The 21,925-nt window shown below is 71.3% G+C and carries 21 protein-coding genes; 13 read left to right on the plus strand and 8 right to left on the minus strand.

Annotated elements, in window-relative coordinates; translation table 11 throughout:
* Positions 1-42: 42 nt before the first annotated feature.
* The 3 genes from ACQSSQ_RS18395 to ACQSSQ_RS18405 all read right to left on the minus strand — a co-directional run bounded on the left by ACQSSQ_RS18395 (position 43) and on the right by ACQSSQ_RS18405 (position 4,174).
* Complete coding sequence (locus ACQSSQ_RS18395; protein ID WP_431328576.1) at positions 43-1,245, minus strand: hypothetical protein; 1,203 nt, start codon at positions 1,243-1,245, stop codon at positions 43-45.
* A gap of 249 nt (positions 1,246-1,494) precedes the next feature.
* Entirely contained in the window at positions 1,495-2,787 is a 1,293-nt protein-coding gene (locus tag ACQSSQ_RS18400; RefSeq protein ID WP_431328577.1) for an NHL repeat-containing protein, read from the minus strand.
* Positions 2,788-2,911: 124 nt separating this feature from the next.
* Positions 2,912-4,174 (minus strand): hypothetical protein, encoded by a 1,263-nt coding sequence (locus ACQSSQ_RS18405; protein WP_431328578.1) that lies wholly within the window; start codon positions 4,172-4,174, stop codon positions 2,912-2,914.
* A gap of 81 nt (positions 4,175-4,255) precedes the next feature.
* Between ACQSSQ_RS18405 and ACQSSQ_RS18410 the strand changes: the two genes are divergently transcribed.
* Both ACQSSQ_RS18410 and ACQSSQ_RS18415 read left to right on the plus strand, forming a co-directional pair.
* Positions 4,256-5,908: an FUSC family protein gene (locus ACQSSQ_RS18410; protein ID WP_431328579.1), complete on the plus strand. Its 1,653-nt coding sequence runs from the start codon at positions 4,256-4,258 to the stop codon at positions 5,906-5,908.
* A 62-nt stretch (positions 5,909-5,970) separates the two neighbouring features.
* Positions 5,971-6,780 (plus strand): mechanosensitive ion channel family protein, encoded by an 810-nt coding sequence (locus ACQSSQ_RS18415; RefSeq protein ID WP_431328580.1) that lies wholly within the window; start codon positions 5,971-5,973, stop codon positions 6,778-6,780.
* 7 nt (positions 6,781-6,787) lie between these two features.
* Here ACQSSQ_RS18415 and ACQSSQ_RS18420 read toward each other — a convergent pair whose 3' ends face one another.
* Positions 6,788-7,117 carry a DUF1330 domain-containing protein gene (locus ACQSSQ_RS18420; protein ID WP_431328581.1) on the minus strand — a complete coding sequence of 110 codons (330 nt, stop codon included), beginning with the start codon at positions 7,115-7,117 and terminating at the stop codon, positions 6,788-6,790.
* A 161-nt stretch (positions 7,118-7,278) separates the two neighbouring features.
* Between ACQSSQ_RS18420 and ACQSSQ_RS18425 the strand changes: the two genes are divergently transcribed.
* The 5 genes from ACQSSQ_RS18425 (at position 7,279) to ACQSSQ_RS18445 (ending at position 10,480) form a co-directional block, all read left to right on the plus strand.
* Positions 7,279-7,638 carry an ArsR/SmtB family transcription factor gene (locus ACQSSQ_RS18425; RefSeq protein ID WP_431328582.1) on the plus strand — a complete coding sequence of 120 codons (360 nt, stop codon included), beginning with the start codon at positions 7,279-7,281 and terminating at the stop codon, positions 7,636-7,638.
* Positions 7,639-7,667: 29 nt separating this feature from the next.
* Positions 7,668-8,144: an SRPBCC domain-containing protein gene (locus ACQSSQ_RS18430; protein ID WP_431328583.1), complete on the plus strand. Its 477-nt coding sequence runs from the start codon at positions 7,668-7,670 to the stop codon at positions 8,142-8,144.
* 112 nt (positions 8,145-8,256) lie between these two features.
* The gene (locus tag ACQSSQ_RS18435) at positions 8,257-9,342 is read left to right on the plus strand and encodes a threonine aldolase family protein (protein ID WP_431328584.1); all 1,086 of its coding nucleotides are present in this window, start codon (positions 8,257-8,259) and stop codon (positions 9,340-9,342) included.
* Entirely contained in the window at positions 9,339-9,641 is a 303-nt protein-coding gene (locus ACQSSQ_RS18440) for an Rdx family protein (RefSeq protein WP_431328585.1), read from the plus strand. Before ACQSSQ_RS18435 ends, ACQSSQ_RS18440 begins: the two co-directional genes overlap by 4 nt.
* Entirely contained in the window at positions 9,638-10,480 is an 843-nt protein-coding gene (locus ACQSSQ_RS18445) for a serine hydrolase (RefSeq protein WP_431328586.1), read from the plus strand. Before ACQSSQ_RS18440 ends, ACQSSQ_RS18445 begins: the two co-directional genes overlap by 4 nt.
* On the opposite strand, the gene ACQSSQ_RS18450 is transcribed toward ACQSSQ_RS18445, so the two are convergent.
* Entirely contained in the window at positions 10,474-10,953 is a 480-nt protein-coding gene (locus ACQSSQ_RS18450) for a LysM peptidoglycan-binding domain-containing protein (protein ID WP_431328587.1), read from the minus strand. The two genes, ACQSSQ_RS18445 and ACQSSQ_RS18450, sit on opposite strands and share 7 nt — an antisense overlap.
* A gap of 246 nt (positions 10,954-11,199) precedes the next feature.
* On the opposite strand from ACQSSQ_RS18450, the gene lexA reads away from it, so the two are divergent.
* The gene (lexA, locus tag ACQSSQ_RS18455; RefSeq protein WP_431328588.1) at positions 11,200-11,913 is read left to right on the plus strand and encodes a transcriptional repressor LexA; all 714 of its coding nucleotides are present in this window, start codon (positions 11,200-11,202) and stop codon (positions 11,911-11,913) included.
* A 192-nt stretch (positions 11,914-12,105) separates the two neighbouring features.
* Here the strand turns inward: lexA and ACQSSQ_RS18460 are convergent, their stop codons facing one another.
* Positions 12,106-14,202: an ATP-dependent DNA helicase gene (locus ACQSSQ_RS18460; RefSeq protein WP_431328589.1), complete on the minus strand. Its 2,097-nt coding sequence runs from the start codon at positions 14,200-14,202 to the stop codon at positions 12,106-12,108.
* Between the two features lie 247 nt (positions 14,203-14,449).
* Here ACQSSQ_RS18460 and ACQSSQ_RS18465 point away from each other — a divergent pair, with 247 nt between their 5' ends.
* The 5 genes from ACQSSQ_RS18465 to ACQSSQ_RS18485 are packed head-to-tail and all read left to right on the plus strand — an operon-like array spanning position 14,450 to position 19,398.
* On the plus strand, positions 14,450-15,349 hold the full coding sequence (locus ACQSSQ_RS18465) for an ABC transporter ATP-binding protein (protein WP_431328590.1): 900 nt from the start codon (positions 14,450-14,452) through the stop codon (positions 15,347-15,349).
* A complete protein-coding gene (locus ACQSSQ_RS18470; protein WP_431328591.1) occupies positions 15,346-16,071 on the plus strand; it encodes an ABC transporter ATP-binding protein in 726 nt (241 codons plus the stop codon). The genes ACQSSQ_RS18465 and ACQSSQ_RS18470 overlap by 4 nt, the downstream gene beginning before the upstream one ends.
* 11 nt (positions 16,072-16,082) lie before the next feature.
* Entirely contained in the window at positions 16,083-16,961 is an 879-nt protein-coding gene (locus tag ACQSSQ_RS18475; RefSeq protein WP_431328592.1) for a branched-chain amino acid ABC transporter permease, read from the plus strand.
* Positions 16,961-18,070, plus strand: a complete 1,110-nt coding sequence (locus tag ACQSSQ_RS18480; protein ID WP_431328593.1) for a branched-chain amino acid ABC transporter permease — start codon at positions 16,961-16,963, stop codon at positions 18,068-18,070. Before ACQSSQ_RS18475 ends, ACQSSQ_RS18480 begins: the two co-directional genes overlap by 1 nt.
* A gap of 5 nt (positions 18,071-18,075) precedes the next feature.
* Positions 18,076-19,398: an ABC transporter substrate-binding protein gene (locus tag ACQSSQ_RS18485; protein ID WP_431328594.1), complete on the plus strand. Its 1,323-nt coding sequence runs from the start codon at positions 18,076-18,078 to the stop codon at positions 19,396-19,398.
* Positions 19,399-19,468: 70 nt separating this feature from the next.
* On the opposite strand, the gene hflX is transcribed toward ACQSSQ_RS18485, so the two are convergent.
* Both hflX and dapF read right to left on the minus strand, forming a co-directional pair.
* Entirely contained in the window at positions 19,469-20,896 is a 1,428-nt protein-coding gene (gene hflX, locus ACQSSQ_RS18490) for a GTPase HflX (RefSeq protein WP_431328595.1), read from the minus strand.
* 31 nt (positions 20,897-20,927) lie between these two features.
* Entirely contained in the window at positions 20,928-21,800 is an 873-nt protein-coding gene (dapF, locus tag ACQSSQ_RS18495; protein WP_431328596.1) for a diaminopimelate epimerase, read from the minus strand.
* Positions 21,801-21,925: the final 125 nt, after the last annotated feature.

Raw genomic sequence — 21,925 nt, forward strand, 5'->3', positions numbered from 1 at the left:
GCTCACGTGCGTCGTCCGCACGACCTTGGCACAGCGCATCCGCTACTTCCTCACCGTGAGGGTCACCCGCACCGCCGGGCCGTACCCCTTGCGGTTCTTGGCGCGGACCACCACGGTGCTCGTCCCCGCCGGGAGGGAGCGCCGCTCGAGCACGTACGACCGGCGTGAGGCCTTGAGAACGGCGGTGGTGACGAGCCTGCTCCCGTGTCGCACCGACACGCGGTAGCGCGTGAGGGGCGCACCTCCGTCGGCGAGCGGCTTCTTCCAGCGCACGACCCGGCGGACCGCAGCCGGCGAGCCGGACACCGTCACGCTGCGAACCGCCCACGGCCGCGTGGCGGCAAGGAGCCGTGGGTAGACGGTGATGCTGCTGCCGGAGGTGACCGCGAGCTTCCCCGTGCGGCTGACCGAGAGCCCGCCGATGCCGCCGAGCGGGGTCCGGGCAAGGCTGAGGACGGGGGTCGCCTGTCCCTTCGCGTCGTGACGCAGCACCGTCACCTCACCGTCGTGCTGTCCGATGTACGCCCGTCCGGCGCGGTCGAACCCCACGCTCTCGACATCCCACAGCGGCCGGTCCTGGGTGATCGTCCGCTCGGGCGCGACGTCGCCGCGCGCTCCGGGCGCGAAGACCGTGGCGAACGCCCCCTCGCCGAAGACGGCCCAGATGCGGCCGTCGACGTTCATGTCGGCGTCGAGGAGGCCGCGCAGCTGCGCCTTCTCCCCCGCGATGCGGCGCAGCGGAGCGGCGTCACCCGAGGCGGTCCGCCGGTAGATCGCGATCCCGGCGCCGCCCGAGACCATCAGGCGCTCGCCCCGGACCGCGATCCCGGCCCCGATGTACATCCCCGTGCGCAGGACGCGGATCGGACGCGCGTTCCCGCGAGCCGACGCGCTGAAGACGAGCACGCGCTGGTTGCCGTTGGCGACGTAGAGACGACCTCCGGCGTCGCGCGCGATCCCCATCGGCCAGAAGATGCCGCTCCGCGATCCGCGGATGCGGTAGAGCGGGCGCGCCTTCCCGCGCGCCTTCGCGCCGTACACCACGATCGCGCGTCCCTGGAAGTCCAGCGTGTACGAGCGCCCCGCGGCGCTCAGGTGCACGGGTCCGGCCGCCGGCACGGAGATCGTGCGTTCGGGGCGGACCTCGACCGGCTCGGGTGCGACCCCCGACGCAGGAGCGGCCGAGAGCAGCCCGCCGGTCACCGCGGTCGCGGCGACGGCGCTCGAGAGGACAAGGAGTCTCATCGTCTACCTCCTCGGGGGAATCAACCAGGTTTCGGTGTCACGCACGGCTGCACTGGAGGCGCAGCGTCCGCCTTGTCCTCGTTTGTACGAGGGCATGCGGCAGCCTCGCGTCCGCATGCGACGTGCGGCAACGACTTTTGATGTGGATGGCCGAGAACCTGGCTGCTTCTGGCCGGATCACCGGCACCCGGGCCATGACAGAGGTCGGGGTCGGCTCTCCGGAGCCGACCCCGACCTCGTTCGTACGGGCTACTTGCGCACCCGGAACGGCTTCACCGCGACCCGCCCGTAGTGCTTGTGGTTCCTGGCCTTGACGACGACCACGTGCCGGCCGTTGCGGAGCGCGGCGCGGCGGAGCACGAACGACCGACGGCTCGGCCCGACGTTCCTCACCAGCAGGGTCCTCTTGCCCTTCTTCACCACGATCCGGTAGCCGGTGACGCGCGCGCCCCCGTCGTACGCCGGTGCGCGCCACCGCACGACGCGGCGGGCGTGGGTCGCCGCTCCCGTCACCTTCAGGCGGGTTACGCGACCCGGAGCGACGACCGGCTTCGGCGCCGGTGGCTGCACGACGGGCGCCTTCGGAACAGGAGTGGGACGCGGCGGTGGCGGCGGGAAGGGTGTCGCGTACACCTTGACCGACCCCGCAGCGGTCACGTTCGCCACGGCGATCGCGCCGCCCTCGAGCGCGACGATCCCCCACGGCTGGACGAACCCGGCATTCGCGCCCTGCAGCCACGCGACAGGGGCGACGTCGCCGGCCGCGTCGGCGGGATAGACCGCGACGGCGAGCGAGACGCTGTCGCTCACGTAGACCCGACCCTGAGGGCCGACGACAACACCGGCCGGGTTGGCGAGCCGTGTCGTCGCTCCGGCGATGACACGTTCGGGAGCCACGTCCCCCTCGGCGGCCACGTCGAAGGCCAGGACCGAGCGCCCGGTCGCGTTGGCTACCCAGAGCGAGTCGCCGTCGACGGTGATGCCGAGGGCGCGGACCAGCCGCGTCCGGGCGCCGGTGATCTGGCGTGTGACGACGGGCTTCCCGCTGGTGTCCGGGACGAGGACGGTGATCGCGCGCTCGGCCGACACGTACACCGTGCCGTCATCGGCGACGGCGACGCCGAGCTGTTTGCCGTAGGTCTTGCCGAGCGGGACGACGTGCGACGGCGCGACGTCACCGGCGGCTCCGGGCGCGAAGACGAGAAGGCGGTCCTCCTGGGAGACCACGTACGTCGTCCCGTCCGCGTCCAGGGCCACGCCGGTGGGGTGGTTGAGCTGCGTCGCTGCACCGACGATCCGGCGACTCGGCGGCGTGCCAGTCACCGCGCCCGGCGGGAAGAACGTGACGGCGTGACCGGCGTTCTCCGCCGCGGCGAGCGTGCCGGCTGCATCGCGCGCGAGGCCGGTCGGCAGGGCGACGGGGGTCAGCACGTGCAGCGGCACGACGTCGTCAGCGGCATCGACCGGCGCCGACGGGGCGACGAGCACGGTGACCACACCGACGGAGACAGTGGTGATGAGTGCGCTGATCCGAGATTTCATGCGACTCCTCCTGGGCCAACTGTCGCGTGCGACCGGGGTCTCCCGCAGCAGATTTGACATAACGGATCGGTGAAGACGGACGGGGCCGGCTCCCGAGAGCCGGCCCCGACCCACGTCGTACGGCCTACTTCCGCACGCGGAACGACTTCTTGGCGTTCTTGCCGAAGCCCTTCACGTTCTTGGCCTTGACGAAGACGACGTTCTTGCCGTTGCGCAGCTTGGAGCGCTTGAGCTTGAACGACCGCTTGTTCGGACCGAGGTTCTTCGTGAGCAGCGTGCGGCTGCCCTTCTTGACCACGAGCCGGTAGCCGGTGATCTTCGCGCCGCCGTTGAACGCGGGTGCCCGCCAGGTGACCTTGCGGGTCTTGGCACCGCGCGCGCCCGCGACCTTGAGGGCGCGAGGCTTGCCCGGCACCTTCAGCGAGCTCACCGGGACCGCGAACAGCGACTTGAACGTCGAGATGTCGTTGCCGCCGTAGTCGGCCACGACGATCGCGTTGCCCGCGCCGATCGCGACGCCGGCCGGCAGGTTGAGCGCCGCGGCCGGTCCACCGAGGGACTTGAGCGGCGCGACGTCGCCGTTGGCGTTCGCACCGAAGACCTTGATCGTCTTCGAGGTCTCGTCCGCGACGTACACGCGTCCGACGGAGTCGACCGCCACGTCGCTCGCGAACTGGATCTGCGTGCTCGGGCCCTTGATCTGGCGCACCGGCGTGGCGTTGCCGCTCGCACCGGGCGCGAACGCGACGACGGAGTCCCCGGAGCCGTTCGCGACCCAGAGCCTGTTGGAGCCGTCGACCGCGAGTCCGCGGGCGTTGGTCAGCTGGGTGCTCGTGATCGTGCGCTCGGCAGCAGGTGATCCGGCAGCCGACGTCGGGAAGACGCGGACCTCGTTGGCCCCGTTCGAGACGTTGACCTTGCCCGCCTTGTCGATCACGATGCCGAACGGCGTGAAGCCCGGGTTGAAGTTGCCGTCAGGTGCGACGTTGCCGTCGGCCGTCGGGCCGAAGGCCAGGACGCGGTTCGTCGCCACGGCGGTCGAGTTCGCGAGCCACGTGAAGCCGGCGGAGTCCGCGGCGATGTAGCGCGGCGCGCTGATGCCGGTGTTCCCCCCGGCGAGGCGGCGCTCGGGCGGCACGTCGCCGTTCGCGCCCGCACCGAAGACGGTGATCGACCCGTTGCCGAAGTTGCTGACGTGGATCTTGCCGTTGGCGCCGACGTACACGCCGAGCGGGTTGCTCAGCTGGGTGTTGACGGGTCCTTTGATGGTGCGCAACGGCGCGATGTTGACGTCGTCGGCCGAGGCGGTCGGTGCGCCGGCTACCAGGACGCCGCCGACGAGTGCGCTCGCGGCCCCGAGGCCGATCACGCGGATGGTGTTGTTCATAGGAATCTCCCCCTTCGCGTTCAACCGTGAGGGCAGAGGGGGCCACGACGTGTCCGTTTTGTCCGACGCGACAATAGATCGGTGACGACAGCGGCAGCCCCGGACGGCGTACCCCAGCCCGAGGACTACCGCCAGATGCTCCTCCGGCTCGCCCCCGCACCCGGCCGCTGGCGCGCCGCCCTGATCGCGACGCTCGCACTCGTCCTTCCGGCCACCGCCCTCACGCTCGCCGACTGGGGCCACGACGCCGTCCTGGTCTCGATGGGCGCGTTCACCGCGATGTACGCCACCGACCGTGCGTACCGCATCCGCGCCCCGTTCCTCGCGGTCGTCGCCGTCCTGATCGTGACGGCGGCGTTCGTCGGCGGCCTCGCGGGCGACGTACCTGGCGCGTGGGAGTCCGGCGTCGCGCTGGTCGTCACGCTCACCGTCGTCTCGGGTCTGGCCGTCTTCGGCGCGAACGCCCTCGCGTTCGGCCCGCCCGGCGGCTTCTTCCTCGCGCTGGTGACCGGGCTGGCCGCGCACGTGACCCACGTCGGCACCCCTCTCGGCACCGTCGTCGCCGCGGCCGCGATCGGCGCCGCGTCAGCGTGGGTCGTCTCGATGACTCCGGCGCTGTGGGCGTGGCGCCGCCCGCAGACGCGTTCGGTCGCCACCGCCGTCGGGGCCGTCGAGGCGTACGCCGCTCGCGCCCGCGCCGACCAGCCGTCGGTCCGCGCTCGTGACACCGCCGCCCGTGCGCTGCACGACGCGTGGGGCGCGCTCGCCGACGCCGGCACGCGCGAGGGGCCGCTCTTCGACCGCCTGTACGAGGCGCACCTCCGCTTCGCCGCCGCGATCGCCGACCCGCACGCACCACCGTCGACCGGCACGGTCGCGCACGTGCCGCTCGGCCGGACCGAGGCCGCCACGCGACTCCGCAGCTCCGCCCACGCGCTGAGCGCCGACGTCGTGATCACCGTCCGGGTGGTCGTCGCGGTCGCCCTGAGCGGAGTCCTCGCGTACGCCCTCGGCACCGGCCGCGCGGACTGGGCGATGGTGTCGGCGGTGCTGATCCTGCACACCGGCGTCGACCGCGTCCGCAACACCTACCGGGCGCTGCAGCGGGTGGTCGGCACGGTGGTCGGCGTCGGGCTGTTCGCGGTGCTCGCGCTGCTCGAGCCGCAGGGACTGCTGCTCGTGGCCGTCCTCGGGGTGCTGCAGCTCGTGATCGAGATGCTGGTCGTCCGCAACTACGGTGTCGCGGTCGTCTTCATCACCGCGCTCGTGCTGCTCATCTCCGAGCCGCCGGGCGACGTCGACCTCGGCATCGTGAGCGACCGGGTGCTCGACACGCTCATCGGGGCCGCCGTCGCGGTCACGGTCCTGTGGTTGACGGGACGGCGGTTCAACGCGGGGGTGCTGCCTTACGAGGTGGGCCGAACCGCGACCGCGATCCGCGCGCTCGCCGAGGTCCTCGAGGGGCAACCTCCGACGACGCCCGCGGCGGCCCGCGCCCGCCGTACGCTCCAGGTCGAGCTCCTCGCGTCGTCCTCCGCGGCCGACACCGCCTACCGACAGGCACCGGTCCAGGCACGCGCCGCCTGGCCGGCGTACGCGCAGACGCAGGAGCTCGGCTACGACCTGCTGGCGCACTGCTGGCTGGCGGGCACCCACCGCACCGCGCTGCCCGACACGCTCCGCGGCCGTATCACCGACCTTCCCCCCAGTTCCGGAACCACCCGCCTCGGGTGATGCCGCTCCCCCCATCCGAGCCGCACGCTGGAGCACGACCCGGGCCGCGGTGAGAGGACGACATGCAGGACTTCCTGGCGAACCTCGGCGGAGGCTCGCTGACGTGGTCCGACGTCGCCCTCGCCCTTCTCACGCTGCTGGTGGCATGGCTCGTCGCGCGCTACCTCGGGCGCGGCGTACGCCGTCTGCTGAGCCGGGTCCAAGGACTGTCGCCGTGGATCACCGACTCCGCCGAGCGGGGCACGCGCTACTTCGTCCTCGTCCTCGGGTTCGGCGTGGCCCTGGCGTTCCTCGGGGCCAACGTCCAGCCGCTCCTGGCCGGCGCGCTCATCGTGGTGGTCGTGGCCGCGCTCGCGCTGCGCGGCGTCGCCGACAACTTCGGCGCGAGCATCATCCTGCAGACCCGTCGCCCCGTGGTCGTCGGCGAGGAGCTGGAGTCGCAGGACTGGCACGGGGTCGTGACCGCGATGAACGGACGGTCCGTGGTGATCCGCACGTTCGACGGACGCGAGGCGCACCTGCCCAACAGCGAGGTCCTCGCGAACCCGCTGGTCAACTACTCGCGATCGCCCGGCAGGCGGCTCGAGGTCGAGGTCCGGATCGCCGGGACCCGCGACGACGACGCGCTCCTCGACGCCGTGCGATCCGTCGAGGGGTTCCTCGCCGACCCACCTCCGACGGTCGTCGTGGTGTCCCGGGAGGCGGAGCGGACGACCGTGCTCGTGCGCTTCTGGCACGCGAGCACCGGCTCGCCGAAGGCGGTGTCGGACGCGATCGACGCGCTCGCGGCCACGCTGCACGGTCGCTCCGAGCCGTGGGTCGTCGTGTCTCCCCCGCCAGAGACGCTGCGCGTTCCGCAGACCGACGTCTGAGCCCGCCTCACCCCGCGGCGTGCAGGACGTCGGTGGCGCGGTGCGTCTCGTCCACGCCGTCCACGACGATCACGTCCGACGCGGAGTTCTCGGTGCGCAGGGGCAGGATCGCCTGGTAGGCCTCCGACGCGTACCAGGCCTCCACGTGCTCCCGGTCCGGGAACTGGATGATGATGACCGTCCCCGGCCACTCTCCCTCGACGGGCGTCACGGTTCCGCCGTGGACGACGAACCGGCCGTCGTACGGCGCGAGCGTCTCGTCGATCCGCTCGAGGTACTCGACGATCTCCGGGCCCATCGAGACCTCTCGCATGTGGGCGATGGCGTACGCGGTCATGGCTGCTCCTTCTGAGTGGTGGTGCTTCTGAGTCGGTGGAGCTTCGAGCATCGCGGACGGACGTAGGCGCGTCGATGACGTCGAAGGTCATGGGGTTGACACGGGGACGGCGGCGAGGCATTCTAAAACCAATCAGTTATACAACAGATTGGTTATGGATGATGAGCGACGACGAGCTCGACGCGGTGTTCGGGGCCCTGGCGGACCCGACCCGCCGCGCCATTCTCGGGCGGCTGGCCCAGGGCGACGCGAGCGTCAATGAGCTCACGGCGATGTTCGCGATGTCGCAGCCGGCGGTCTCGCGCCACCTGAAGGTCCTCGAGCGTGCAGGGCTCGTGTCCCGCTCACAGCAAGGGACGATGCGGCTCAGTCACCTCGAGGCCGAGCCGCTGCGGGAGGCGACGGACTGGCTCGCGGACTACCGCGCGTACTGGGAGGACAGCTTCGCCCGCCTGGACGCACTCCTCGCCGAGGCCGAGGCACCCGGATCCCGTCCCGACCCGCCGTCGACATCGACCTGACCGATCACCCACAACCCATAGGGGGAACCATGTCCGACCTCAAGGTCACCGCAACGCCCGGCACCAGCACGATCGAGATCACGCGCACGTTCGCCACGACACCCGAACGGCTCTACGAAGCCATGACCGACACCGAGCTGCAGAAGAAGTGGCTCGGCCCCGACCGCCTCTCCACCGAGATCGAGGTCAACGAGGTCCGCCACGGCGGCCGCTACCGCTGGGTCCAGACCGATACCGACGGAACCCAGTACGGGTTCACCGGCGTCTACCACGGGGAGCCCTCGGTGAAGGACGGCGTCATCCGCACCTTCGAGTTCGAGGGCGTCCCGGGCCGCCCGTCGCTGGAGAAGGCGACGTTCCACGACAACGGCGACGGCACCACGCAGATCCACATGGTGTCGACGTTCCTCTCCGTCGACGACCGCGACGGGATGGTCCAGTCCGGGATGGAGGGCGGGATGGAGGAGGGCTTCGTCCGCCTGGACAAGATCCTCGCCGGATCCTGACCGCCCCCGCCCCGCCCGCCCCACGATTTGACGGCTAATCCACCGTTTCGTACGCAGATCCGGTGGACAGGCCGTCAAATCGTGGGGCGGCGGACCGCATAGGCTGACGGGCGTGGCAGCGTTCGCATCAGACAACTACGCCCCGGCCCATCCCGCGATCCTCGACGCGGTCGCCGCAGCCAACGCGGGACACGCCGTCTCGTACGGCGAGGACCCGTGGACAGACCGGCTCACCGAGCACGTACGGCACCACTTCGGCGACCAGGCGCAGGCGTACCCGGTCTTCAACGGCACCGGCGCCAACGTCGTCTCGCTCGGAGCACTCCTCCCCCGCTGGGGCTCGGCGATCGTCACCGACGTGGCCCACCTCCACACCGACGAGAACGGCGCACCCGAGCGCGTCGCCGGCGTCAAGCTGCTCCCCGTCGACGCGCCGGACGGCAAGATGCGGCCCGAGTCGTGGGGTCCCTACACGATCAACCTCGGCGACCCGCACCGCCCGCAGGCGCTCGCGGTGTCGCTGACCCAGTCCACCGAGCTCGGCACGGTCTACTCCGTAGACGAGGTACGCGGCCTCGTCGACACCGCCCACGCGTACGGGATGGGTGTCCACGTCGACGGCTCGCGCATCGCCAACGCCGCTGCGCACCTCGGTCTCCCGCTGCGCGCGATCACGACGGACCTCGGGATCGACGTGCTCTCCTTCGGCGGGACGAAGAACGGCATCCTTCTCGGCGAGGTCGTCGTGGTCCTCAACCCCGAGTCCGTCCACGGCATCGAATTCGTGCGCAAGATGTCGATGCAGCTGGCGTCGAAGATGCGGTACGTGTCCGCGCAGCTGGCCGCGCTCCTCGACCCCGAGCACGACCTGTGGCTCGCGAACGCCACCGCGTCGAACGCGCGGGCGACGCAGCTGCGTGACGGCGTCGACGCGCTCGCCGAGGAGCTCGCCGCCGACGGGCGGACGCACGAGTCCGGCGCTCCCCTGCTCCACGTCACGAACCCGACGCAGGCCAACGTGGTCTTCCCGACGCTCCCCCGCTCAGTCGCGGACGCCGTGCGGGCGGAGCACCCGTTCTACGACTGGCGCCCCGGCGCGCACCCCGACCTCGTCGAGTCGCGCTGGATGTGCTCGTGGGACACCACCGAGGACGACGTCGACGCGTTCCTCGCGGCCTTGCGCAAGGCGTTCGGATGACGCTGCCCCGTGTCGAGATCACGTACTGCACGATGTGCCAGTGGTTGCTCCGCGCGGGCTGGATGGCGCAGGAGCTGCTGAGCACCTTCGGCACGGAGCTCGGCGCCGTCACGCTCGTGCCGAGCACCGGGGGCGTCTTCCGGATCACCGTCGACGGCGACGTCGTGTGGGACCGCTCGATCGACGGCGGCTTCCCGGACGCCGCCGAGCTCAAGCGCAGGGTCCGTGACCGCATCGACCCGGATCGACCGCTCGGCCACGCGGACCGTACGCCGGACGCGCCGGAGGTGGACGCGTGACCGTGCCGCCCTTCCCCCGGCTGCGCGAGGACGTCCGCTGGTCGGTCGAGATCCGCGACGCCGACTCCGACGCCGTCCTGGTCGCCCTCGAGTCGGAGCTCGTCCTGCCGACGGCGAGCATCGGCAAGCTGGTGCTGCTCGTGGAGGCGGCGCACCAGATCGCCACGGAGCGGCTGGACCCGGCGGAGCCGCTCGCCCGTACGGAGGAGGACTGGGTCGCCGACTCGGGCCTCTGGTATCGGCTCGCCACCGACACCCTGCCCGTCGCGGACGTCTGCAGCCTGGTCGGAGCGGTCAGCGACAACCTGGCCACCAACGTGCTGCTGCGCCGGGTCGGACTGGACGCGGTGACAGCGACGGCGGCGCGGATCGGGATGGAGCGCAGCCGCCTGCTCGACCGGGTGCGCGACGACCGCGGTCCCGAGCACCCGCCGACGCTGTCCGTCGGGTGCGCCACCGATCTCGCACACTTCTGCGCGCGGCTGCACCGCCGCGAGATCGTGTCACCCGCGGTCAGCGAGAGCGTCAGCGGCTGGCTCAGCGCCAACGCCGACCTGTCGATGGTCGCCGGCGCCTTCGGCCTCGACCCGCTCGCGCACGCGGAGCCGGACCGCGGCTTCGTCCTCTGGAACAAGACCGGCACGATCTCCACCGTGCGCGCCGACGTCGGGCTCGTGTCCGGCCCCGCCCGCACCCTCGCGTACGCGGTCGTCGCGGAGTGGGACGAGGACGCAGATCCCGGCCTGCGGGACGACGTCCTGCGCGACATGCGCGCGGCCGGCCGGTGGCTCCGGGAGGTGTCCGCGGCAGCGGACGGGGTCGGAGCCGCGGCTCAGTAGATCGGGACGTAGATGGTCTCGCCCGCGCCGATCTCCCCGGCGCTCGGGAGCGCGTTGAGGTCGGCGATGTCCTGCACGGTCTCGCGGATGTCGCCCGTGGGGTTGGCGTCGGCGGCGAGGTCCCACACCGTCTCGCCCGGCTGCACGGTCACGGGCCGGCTCGGAACGGGCTCCCCCTTCTCCGAGGTGGCGATGACCTGCGTGCCCAGACCGACGGTCAGACCGCCGAAGGCCAGCAGCGCCACCAGGAACACCACGAACCGCCCCCGGCGCGTCAGCCGGTAGCCCGAGCGCCCCCGCGTCCTGTCGACGGGCTGCCGCTGCGCACGAGGACGCGGCGGGGTGGTCGGACGCTGGCCGTCGCGCAATCCTCGGCCCGCGGGGTGTCGCTCGACGGAGCGCATCAGCGGGGTGTCGATCACGACCACGGTGCGGTCGACGGGGTGCTCGAGGGTGCTGCGGACGGTGCTCATCGTGTCCTCCATGTCTCGGACTCGTACGGCCTGTCCGACCGAGGCGAGGCGGCTGATCAGCTCGTGGATCCGAACTCGGAGCCGAACACGCGTTCGATCGAACATGCGTACGAACTTAATCACACCCACTGACAGAAACGGAAGCATCCGTTCGAACAAACTTTCGACGTGTCGCGCCGACCTGCGACGACACGCGGGTCGAACATATGTTTGATCGTGTCGCCGCCCAGGTCTAGGGTCAGGGCCATGACCAGAGCCGAGGTTTCCGAGCTTCCCGACGGACCGCCGGACGCGAGCGGACTGACCCCGCGTCAGCGCCGCGTCCTCGAGATCATCCGCGAGTCCATCGAGCAGCGCGGCTACCCGCCGAGCATGCGCGAGATCGGCGCCGCGGTCGGTCTCGCGAGCGTCTCGTCCGTCGCGCACCAGCTCAAGGTCCTCGAGCGCAACGGCTTCGTCCGGCGCGACCCCAACCGGCCGCGCGCGATCGAGGTCTTCCTCCCCGACGTGCTCGCGGCACGGCGCTCCATCGGCGACGCCCTCGACTTCGGCTTCGACGAGACCGGCGCCGGCGACTCGCGGCCCGCTCCGGCGTACGTTCCGGTCGTCGGCCGCATCGCCGCCGGTGGCCCGATCCTCGCCGAGGAGCGGGTCGAAGAGGTCATGCCGCTCCCCCGCACCCTCGTCGGCGAGGGCACGCTGTTCATGCTCGAGGTGCGCGGCGACTCGATGCTCGAGGCGGCGATCTGCGACGGCGACTACGTCGTGGTCCGCCAGCAGCCGACCGCCGAGAACGGCGAGATCGTCGCCGCCCTGCTCGACGGGGAGGCGACCGTCAAGACGCTCCAGCGCAAGGACGGCAAGGTGTGGCTGCTGCCGCACAACCCGGCGTACGACCCGATCGACGGCACCGACGCCACGATTCTCGGCAAGGTCACCACAGTCATGCGGCGCGTCTGACCCCACGCACCGTGTGCGCACGGGCGCGAGAGCCCCTCGGTCTCGCGCCCGTGCGAGCGCTCTGACTCAGCCGCATCCGGGCGCGATCGCGGCGGACCGGCTGGGGTACCCCACCGAACCCCCACTGACCCGACCGTGCTCGGTCGGGTCAGTTCTCCGTCGCTGGGGTACCCGCGCCGCGCGCGCCGCAGCTCAGTCCGCGCTCGCCGCCGCGTCCAGCCGCCGCAAGGCCCCGAGCACGAGGTCGCGGTCGACCGTGCGCCACATCGGCGGCATCGACGACGCGAGAAACCCGCCGTAGCGGGCGGTCGCGAGCCGCGAGTCCAGCACCGCCACCACGCCCTTGTCGTCGGCGCGTCGGATGAGGCGACCGGCTCCCTGGGCGAGCAGCAGCGCCGCGTGCGTCGCCGCAACCTGCATGAAGCCGTTGCCGCCGTGCCGCTCCACCAGCCGCTGGCGGGCACTCATCAGCGGGTCGTCGGGGCGCGGGAACGGGATGCGGTCGATGATGACCAGCTGGCACGTCTCCCCCGGCAGGTCGATGCCCTGCCACAGGCTCAAGGTCCCGAAGAGGCACGTCCGCGGGTCCTCGACGAACCGGCGCGCGAGCTCGGGCAGCTGCGCGTCGCCCTGGCACAGCACCTCCAGGTCGGGCATCCGCTCGCGTACGGCCTCCGTCGCCGCCTCCGCACCCCGGCGCGACGAGAACAGGCCGAGGGTCCGTCCACCGGCCGCCGTGACCAGGTCGACGATCTCGTCGAGCGCCGCAGCGCTCATGCCGTCGCGTCCCGGCGGAGGGAGGTGCCGCGCGACGTAGAGCATGCCCTGCTTCGCGTAGTCGAACGGCGACCCCACGTCGACGGCCCTCCAGGTGTACGACGCCGGTGGCCGGTCGCTGTCGTCCTCGGCGCCGCCGTCCCTGTCCGCCCGCGACCCGTTGTCCGTCCGCGCGCCGTTGTCCGCCGCCGCCCCGTCCTCGACGCGGTCCGACGCCCACAACCCCACCGTGCGCGCGACCGGGTCGAAGCCGCCGCCGAGCTTGAGCGTGGCGCTGGTGAGCACGACGGTGTTCTCGCCGAACAGCTTGTCCCGCAGCGTGAGCGCCACGTCCACCGGCGCGACCCGCAGCTCGTTGCCGCCCCGGGAGCCGTCGCGCTCGGCCATCCACATCACGTCGCCGTCCGACGTCGCGGCCATCCGCTCCGCGACCTTGCGGACGTCGTCGACCATCGCCTTGGCCTGCTGGCGGGCGGCATCGCCGTCGCCGGCGTCCTTGGGCTCCTTCGGGATCGCGGCATGGCAGTCCCGTGCGGCGTCCCGGATCAGCGACAGCGCGTCGGCCAGCCGCTCGGACGGCGTCGGGATGCGCCCGGGGGCGGTCACCTCGAGCGCCTCGCGCAGGGCATCCGAAGCGTCCTCGAGGTCGTCGGCCTCGCGTCCGCGGACGAACGACCGCGCGCGACGTGCCGCGCGTTCGACCATCGGTGGGCCGAGCTCGGACGTCGACGCCTGGGTCACCCGCGCGACCAGCTCATGGGCCTCGTCGACGACCACCGTGTCGTACTCGGGCAGCATCGGCACCCCGTCGATCGCGTCGATCGCGAGCAGGGCATGGTTCGTCACGACGAGGTCGGCCCCCGCGGCATGGTCGCGCGCAGCCTCGGCGAAGCACTCCGTCGCGTACGGGCAGCGCGAGGCGCCCAGGCACTCCCGCGCGTGGACGCTGACCTGGCGCCAGGCCCGCTCGGTGTGCGGCGGCGCGGCGTCGCGGTCCCCCACGCCCCCGCGGTCGGACTCCTCCTCGGCCCACGCGCGCAGCGTCACCACCTCTTCGCCGAGCGACCCGCTCGGGGCCTCGATGAGGACGCCCTGGTCGTCGGGCGCTCCCTCACGGATGCGGTGCAGGCACGCGTAGTTGCCGCGACCCTTGACCACGGCGGCTCGCGGAGAGCTGTCGAGGACCGCGCTCGCGCCGTCCAGGAGCGCCGGGATGTCGCGCTCGACGAGCTGGTGCTGCAGGTTGAGCGTGGCCGTCGCCACCACGACACGGCGGTCGTGGAGCAGGCTCGGGACGAGATAGCCGAGCGACTTGCCGGTGCCGGTCCCGGCCTGGACGAGCAGGTGCTCGCCGTCCGCGAACGCCTGGGCGACCGCCTCGGCCATCTGCACCTGGCCGGGCCGCTCGACCCCGCCCACGGCGCCGACGGCCGCGTGCAGGACCTCACGCAACCTCGTGTGCCGGCCGTCGTCGGCGGTCGCGGCGGGCTGGTCCGAGATCGACGAGGTCACCGACGCAGCCTACCGATCCCGCGGCCAGCACCGCGCAGCCCACACACAGGGCCCCGGCCGGTGTCCGAATAGTCGCGGAAAGCAACTGAATGTGGCGCGCGTCACCATCCGGTAACGATTGAGGCTCGCCGACGACTAAGCGCTTGCTTAGTTCCGCCAGATCGGTAGCGTTCGGCGGGCAAGACTGCCTTGTGGCCTGGGTCACAGACGACCCGACTGCACGACACTGCCCCTCGGAAGGACTCGCATGACCCCTCCCATCGAGCCCACCCCCGAGTCGCCGCCCCGCGGTGACTCGCCTACCAGGAACGGCGGCCGCTTCGTCGCCGACGGCGTGACCGTCCGCTTCGGCGGCCTGGTCGCCCTGGACGACGTCGGTCTCACCGTCGAGCCCGGCCAGGTCCACGGTGTGATCGGCCCGAACGGTGCCGGCAAGACGACGTTCTTCAACGTCTGCTGCGGCTTCGTCCGCCCCGACTCCGGCACCCTCACGTGGGACGGTGACCAGCTCACCAACCTCCACGCGCACGACCTCGCCGGCCTCGGGATCGCCCGTACGCTCCAGGGCGTCGGCCTCTTCCCGGGCATGAGCGCACTCGAGAACGTGATGACCGGCGCGTCGGTCCGCTCGACCAGCGGCTTCCTCTCCGCCGCCTTCGGTCTGCCCCGCGGCCGCCGCGACGAGAAGGCGCTCCAGGAGCGCGCGATGCAGGCGCTGGCCGAGCTCGGCGCCGCCCATCTCGCGCCACGCTACCCGGGGATGCTCCCCTACCCCGACCAGAAGAAGGTCGCCCTCGCCCGCGCCCTCGTCGCCGAGCCGCGCCTGCTCCTCCTCGACGAGCCGGCCGCAGGGCTCTCCGAGGGTGAGATGGACGAGCTCGGCGACCTGGTCCAAGGACTGACCAGCCGGATGTCGGTGCTCATCGTCGAGCACCACATGGACCTCGTCATGCGGATCTGCGACGCGATCACGGTCCTCGACTTCGGCCAGGTCATCGCGCGCGGGACCCCGGCCGAGGTTCGCGACGACCCGAAGGTCGTGGCCGCCTACCTCGGCGCCGAGGTCTCCGCGGGCTCGGAGATCGACACCGCCGTCCTCGAAGCCGCCGGCCCGTCCGGCACGGCCCGTCCCACGAAGGAGGGATGAGCATGCTCGAGATCTCCAGCCTCACCACCACGTACGGCCCGGTGAAGGCTCTCGACTCGGTCGACATGACGGTCGAGACCGGCAAGATCACCGCCGTCCTCGGCGCGAACGGCGCCGGCAAGACGTCCCTGCTGCGCACCGTCTCCGGTCTCGTACGGCCGGCGAGCGGCACCATCTCCCTCGACGGCACCGACATCACCACCGCACCGGTCGAGTCGATGGTCCACCGGGGCATGGCCCACGTCCCCGAGGGCCGCGGCGTGATCGCCGAGCTGACGATCGAGGAGAACCTCCGCCTCGGCATGCGTGGAGCGGCGAAGCGTCCGACCGACACGCCCGCCCCGGTCCGTACTCTCGACGACGCCTACCGCCTGTTCCCGGTGCTCGGCGACCGTCGCAGCGCTCAGGCCCACACGCTGTCCGGCGGCGAGCGGCAGATGCTGGTCATCGCCCGGGCGCTGCTCTCGCGGCCGACGCTCCTGCTCCTCGACGAGCCGTCGCTGGGTCTCGCTCCGCGGATCGTGGCGCAGATCTTCGACCTGGTCCGCACCCTGGTCGCCGACTCCGGGCTCACCGTGCTCCTCGTCGAGCAGAACGCCCGCAGTGCCCTGTCCATCGCGCACACCGGTGTCGTGCTGAACCTCGGGAAGGTCGTCGTGACCGAGTCCGCCGAGGTCCTCCGCGACGACGCCACGCTGCGCCACTCGTACCTCGGGTTCTGAGGGAGGACACCGTGCAGCACTTCATCAACGTCCTGCTCAACGGGATCACCCAGGGCATCGTCATCGCGGCCTTCGCGCTCGCGCTGGTGCTGATCTTCCGTTCCACGCGCGTCGTCAACTTCGCGCAGGGCTCGCAGGCCATGTTCACCACCTACATCGCGCTGACCCTGCTCAACCGCGACTTCCCCTACTGGGCCGCGTTCGGCGCAGCCCTCGCCGCCGGCTTCCTGCTGGGCGCGGTCCTCGAGCGCTTCGTCATCCGTCCGCTCGAGGGCGGCATGGAGCTCAACATCGTGATCGCGACGCTCGGTCTGTACGTCGCGATCCAGGCGCTCGCCGCGATCCTGTTCGGGTCCGACTACCAGTCGTTCCCCTCGCCCGTTGGCGTCTCCGGCTTCCAGGTCGGCGACGTCAACCTCGCCCTGACGCCCACGAGCATCTTCGTGCTCTGCACCGTCGGCGTGGTCGTCGTCGGACTGACCCTGCTCTTCCAGAAGACGCAGCTCGGCCTCACGATGCGGGCAGCGGCGTTCGACGGCGAGGTCTCGCGGATCCTCGGCGTCAAGGTCTCGCACCTGCTCACGTTCGGTTGGGCGCTCGCCGGTCTGGTGGGCTCGGTCGCCGGCATCCTCGTCGCCACCGGGTCGTTCATCTACCCGAGCTACATGGAGTCGCTGATCGCCTTCGGCTTCATCGCAGCCGTGATCGGCGGCCTCGACAGCCCGGTCGGCGCCGTCGTCGGCGGTCTCATCCTGGGGGTCGCCAACTCGCTGGTCTCGGGCTACCTCGACCCGGGCCTGGTGACGATCGGCGCGTTCGTCGTCCTGATCGCGGTGCTGATCCTCAAGCCCGGCGGTCTGTTCTCCAGCACGAAGGCCAGGAGGGTCTGATGTCGACCGACACCACCACGGCACCGCCGGCACCGTCCGGCCCGTCGACCGTGCAGAACCTGCTCGACCTCAACCTCGTCCGGAGCCTGCTGGTCTGCGCCGGCGTCCTCGCCGCCGGGGTCCTCCTGCTGGAGTCGACCAGTCCCTACACCAACACCCAGCTGTCCTCGCTGGCGTACTACACGATCGCCACCATCGGCCTGACCGCCCTCACCGGCCTCAACGGCCAGATCTCGCTCGGCCACGGCGCGCTGATGGCGGTCGGCGCGTACACGACGGCGCTCATGCTCGACACGGACTCCCCTCTCCCGTTCCCCGCGATCGCCCTCGTGGCCGTCATCGTGACGGCGCTCGTCGGCCTCCTCGTGGGGATCGGAGCGGCGCGCCTGCACGGGCCGTACCTCGCCGGTGCGACCCTCGCGCTCGCCATCGCCCTGCCGAGCCTCGCGCTCTACTTCAAGGGGACGTTCAACGGCGAGGCCGGCCTGACGGTCGTCTCACCGCGTCCGCCGGAGTGGTTCGTCTCGTTCGTCGACGCGGTGTCGGGCGTGTTCGCCACCTCGTCGAAGTACGTCGCCTACCTCGGGCTGTTCTCCCTGATCGTGGCGCTCTTCTTCGCGCTCAACCTCCGCCGGTCCAAGGTCGGGCGCCACTGGCGTGCCGTCCGCGACCAGGAGGTGGCCGCGGAGATCGCCGGCATCAACCTGGGCCGTACCCGCGTGCAGGCGTTCGTCATCAGCGCCGCGTACGCCGGGCTGGCCGGGGCCGTCATGGCGATGGTGGTGCGCCTGGCCGCGCCGAGCGTCTTCACCATCGTCCTCTCGCTCTCGCTGCTCACCGCTGCGGTGATCGGTGGGCTCGGCAGCATCACCGGAGCCTTCATCGGCGCCGCGGTGCTGGTCTTCCTGCCGCCGTTGGTGACCGACCTGTCGACCGAGTCGGGTCTGTCGGACACCCAGTCCGCGCAGATGTCACCTCTCATCTACGGCATCGTCCTCGTCCTCGTGATGCTCCTCGCACCCGGAGGAGTGATGGGGACCCTCTCGACGGCATGGCGCCGCGCGCGCGCACGCCGTCAACTCTCCGCAACACCCACCAAGAAGGGATGAGATCCATGGCTCATCAGCCCAGCCCGGCACGCAGGAGTCGCCGGCTCGCACTCGGGGCCGCACTGGCAGCCTCTGCTCTGGTCGTCGCCGCGTGCGGCGGCGGGGGCGACGACGGCGGCGGGAACGACCCCGGCATCACCGAGGACTCGATCAAGATCGGTGGCCACTTCCCGCTGACGGGTGTTGCAGCGCCCGGCTACAGCGAGATCCCGCTCGGCCACAAGGCGTACTACGACTTCGTCAACGCCGAGGGCGGCGTCCACGGCCGGGAGATCGAGTTCCTGGCCAAGGACGACGGCTACAACCCGGCCAAGACGTCCGAGGTCGTCAACGAGCTCGTGCTCAAGGACGAGGTGTTCGCGATCGTCGGCGGTCTCGGCACCCCGACCCACCAGGCGGTCACCAACTTCCTCAACTCCGAGGGCGTGCCCGACCTGACCGTCTCCTCCGGCTCGATCCTCTGGGACGATCCCGAGGAGAAGCCGATGACGTTCGGCTGGCAGCCGGACTACGAGTCCGAGGGCAAGATCATCGGCCAGTACATCGCCGAGAACCTGCCCGACGCCAAGGTCGGCATCTTCGGTCAGGACGACGAGCTCGGCGAGGACGGAACGAAGGGCCTCAAGCAGTTCATCGAGGACCAGATCGTGTCGGAGGTGAAGTACATCCCGGGCAACACCGACGTCGGCCCGCAGATCGCGGAGCTGCAGAAGTCGGGCGCGGACGTGGTCGTCGGCTTCAACGTGCCGTCGTACACGGCGCTCTCGCAGCTGGTGTCGCTGAAGCTCAACTACAAGCCGACCTGGTTCTACACCAACGTCGGCTCGGACCCGGGCCTCGTCGGCTCGCTGCTGGAGAAGTTCTCCGAGGGCGCGATCAAGGGCAGCAGCCCGCTCACCGGCGTCTACACGACGACCTACATGCCGCAGGCCACGGACACCGAGGACGCGTGGACGCAGCTGTGGCAGAAGGTCTGGGACCAGTACGGCGACGGGTCGCCGCTGACGAACTACAAGATCTACGGCATGGCCGAGGCGTACACGATCGTCGAGGCGATGCAGAAGGCCGGCGAGGACATGTCCCGCCAGTCGATCGTCGAGACGTTCGAGCAGGACGGCGGGGACTTCACCGGCCCCAACTACGTGCCGTTCCGCTACTCCGAGGACCGTCACGCCGGCATCGGCGGCATGAAGCTGATCCAGCTGCAGGCTGACGGCACCACGGCGGACAAGACGCCGGTCCTCCAGACCGACGTCGGCGACGCGGAGATCGAGGAGTACTCCGGCGAGGCCAACACGCCGCCGGAGTCCGGGATCCCCGGGGAGTAACGGCCCGAAAGACCGACTGTGCGCTGGGCACCGATCCTGGAGGGGACGAGGTGCTCAGCGCACAGTCATGTCAGGCGTACTGCGCGACCGCGCCGGCGAGGCCGTCGTGGACGCGTGCGACGACGTGGGTGCCGTCGGCGGTGTGCTCGAGGGCGTCGATCTCGCCGTGCAGGTGGATCTGGTTGAGCAGGTCGCCGCGCGAGTACGGCAGGACCACGTCGATCTTGACCGCGGGCTTCGGCAGGTCCGCCTCGACCGCCGACAGCAGCTCGTCGATGCCCTCGCCCGTACGGGCCGACACCACGACGGCGTGCGGCTCGCGGGTGAGCAGGCGCGACAGCACCAGCGGGTCGGCCGCGTCGGCCTTGTTGACGACGATGATCTCCGGGACGTCGAGCGCGCCGATGTCGGCGAAGACCTCGCGTACCGCGGTGATCTGTCCCTCCGGGTCGGGGTGCGACCCGTCGACGACGTGCAGCACCAGGTCCGCGTCGGACACCTCCTCCAGCGTCGAGCGGAACGCCTCGACCAGCTGGTGCGGGAGGTGACGGACGAAGCCGACGGTGTCGGAGAGCGTGTACTCGCGCCCGTCGGACGTCTCCGTACGGCGGGTGGTCGGGTCCAGCGTCGCGAACAGCGCGTCCTCGACGAGCACGCCCGCCCGCGTCAGGCGGTTGAGCAGGCTCGACTTGCCGGCGTTCGTGTAGCCGGCGATGACGACCGCGGGAACCTTGTTGCGCTGCCGGTTGGCGCGCTTGGTGTCCCGGGTCTTGCGCATCTCGCCGAGCTCGCGGCGGAGCTTGGCGATGCGGTCGTTGATGCGACGGCGGTCGGTCTCGATCTTGGTCTCACCAGGTCCACGGGACCCGATGCCGCCACCGTCGCCGCCGACACGGCCACCGGCCTGACGGGACAGGTTGCCGCCCCAGCCGCGGAGGCGCTGCTTCATGTACTGCAGCTGCGCCAGCTCGACCTGCGCGCGCCCCTCACGGGACTTCGCGTGCTGGGCGAAGATGTCGAGGATCAGGGCCGTCCGGTCGACGACCTTGACCTTGGTGCGGTCCTCCAGGTTGCGCAGCTGGCTCGGCGCGAGCTCGCCGTCGCAGATCACGGTGTCGGCGCCGGTGGCCTGGACGATCTCGGCGAGCTCCTCGACCTTGCCGCGGCCGATGTACGTCGCCGGGTCAGGACGCTGGCGCCGCTGGATCAGACCGTCGAGGACCTCGGAACCGGCCGTCTCGGCCAGCAGCTTGAGCTCGGTGAGGGAGTTCTCGGCGTCGGTGGCCGAGCCCTCGGTCCAGACGCCGACGAGCACGACGCGCTCCAGTCGGAGCTGCCGGTACTCGACCTCGCTGATGTCCTCGAGCTCGGTCGACAGGCCGGCGACGCGGCGGAGGGAGTTGCGCTCGGCGAGGTCGAGCTGGTCGCCGTCGTGGGTCTCGACGGGCTCGACCGGCCAGAGCTCGGTCTCGTACGTGGGTTCGTTCTGTGCAGTCATCTGATCCTTGCAACGTCGGCGGTGCCGTCGATCATCCCAGCCAGGTCAGGTCGCCGCGAGCAATTATCACGGCAGGGCCTGCGAGGACGGCGTGCCCGTCGGCCCTCCACGTGATGTGGAGCGTGCCTCCGGGGACGTCGACCCGGTAGGTCACGTCACCGTCCGCAGGGTCCGCGCCGTCGGCCGCCGCCGACGCGAGCGCCACCGCGACCGCGCCCGTCCCGCAGGACCGGGTCTCCCCCGCTCCACGCTCGTGGACCCGCATGCCGACGTGGCGCGGACCGCGACGCTCGACGAACTCGATGTTGACACCGTGCGGGTACACCGCGGCGTCGTACGCCGGCTCGGTCAGCAGGCTTCCCGCGTCCGCGAGGTCGTCCACGAACGCCACCGCGTGGGGGTTGCCGACGTCGACGTGCCGCGCGACCCAGGTACGTCCCTCGGCCTCGACCTTGGACTCGCCGAGGAGCGCCGGGACGCCCATGTCCGCAGCGATGGTCTCGACAGGCTCGACCCCCGAGGGGCCGCCGTACGACAGCAGCTTCACGCCGTCGCGAGTGCCGACAGGCACCGGTGCCGACGGGTCCACGAGCCCCTCGTCGGCCAGATAGCGGGCGAACACCCGGATGCCGTTGCCGCACATCTCGGCCACCGACCCGTCGGCGTTGCGGTAGTCCATGAACCACTCGGCCGCGGCCGGGTCCACACCCGCGTAGCCGTGCTCCGCCATCGCAGCGGTCCGGATCACGCGGAGAACGCCGTCCGCCCCGATCCCCCGCCGCCGGTCGCAGAGCGCGGCCACGAACGCAGGGTCGAGGTCTCCGTGGACCGTCCCGTCCGGATCGGGCAGGAGGACGAAGTCGTTCTCGGTGCCGTGGCCCTTGAGCCACGTGAAGGTCGTCACCCGTCGAGTCTAGTCGGGGATCCACAGGCGTCCCCGACACCGCCGCCGCCCTCGGGACGGGCGAGGTCGGCGTGCCGGCACTCGCGTTTGCCACGGGCGAGGACCGGTGCCGTCGGGTGAAGGTC

It is taken from the genome of Mumia spirodelae, from assembly GCF_050632745.1.
Taxonomy (GTDB): Bacteria; Actinomycetota; Actinomycetes; order Propionibacteriales; family Nocardioidaceae; genus Mumia.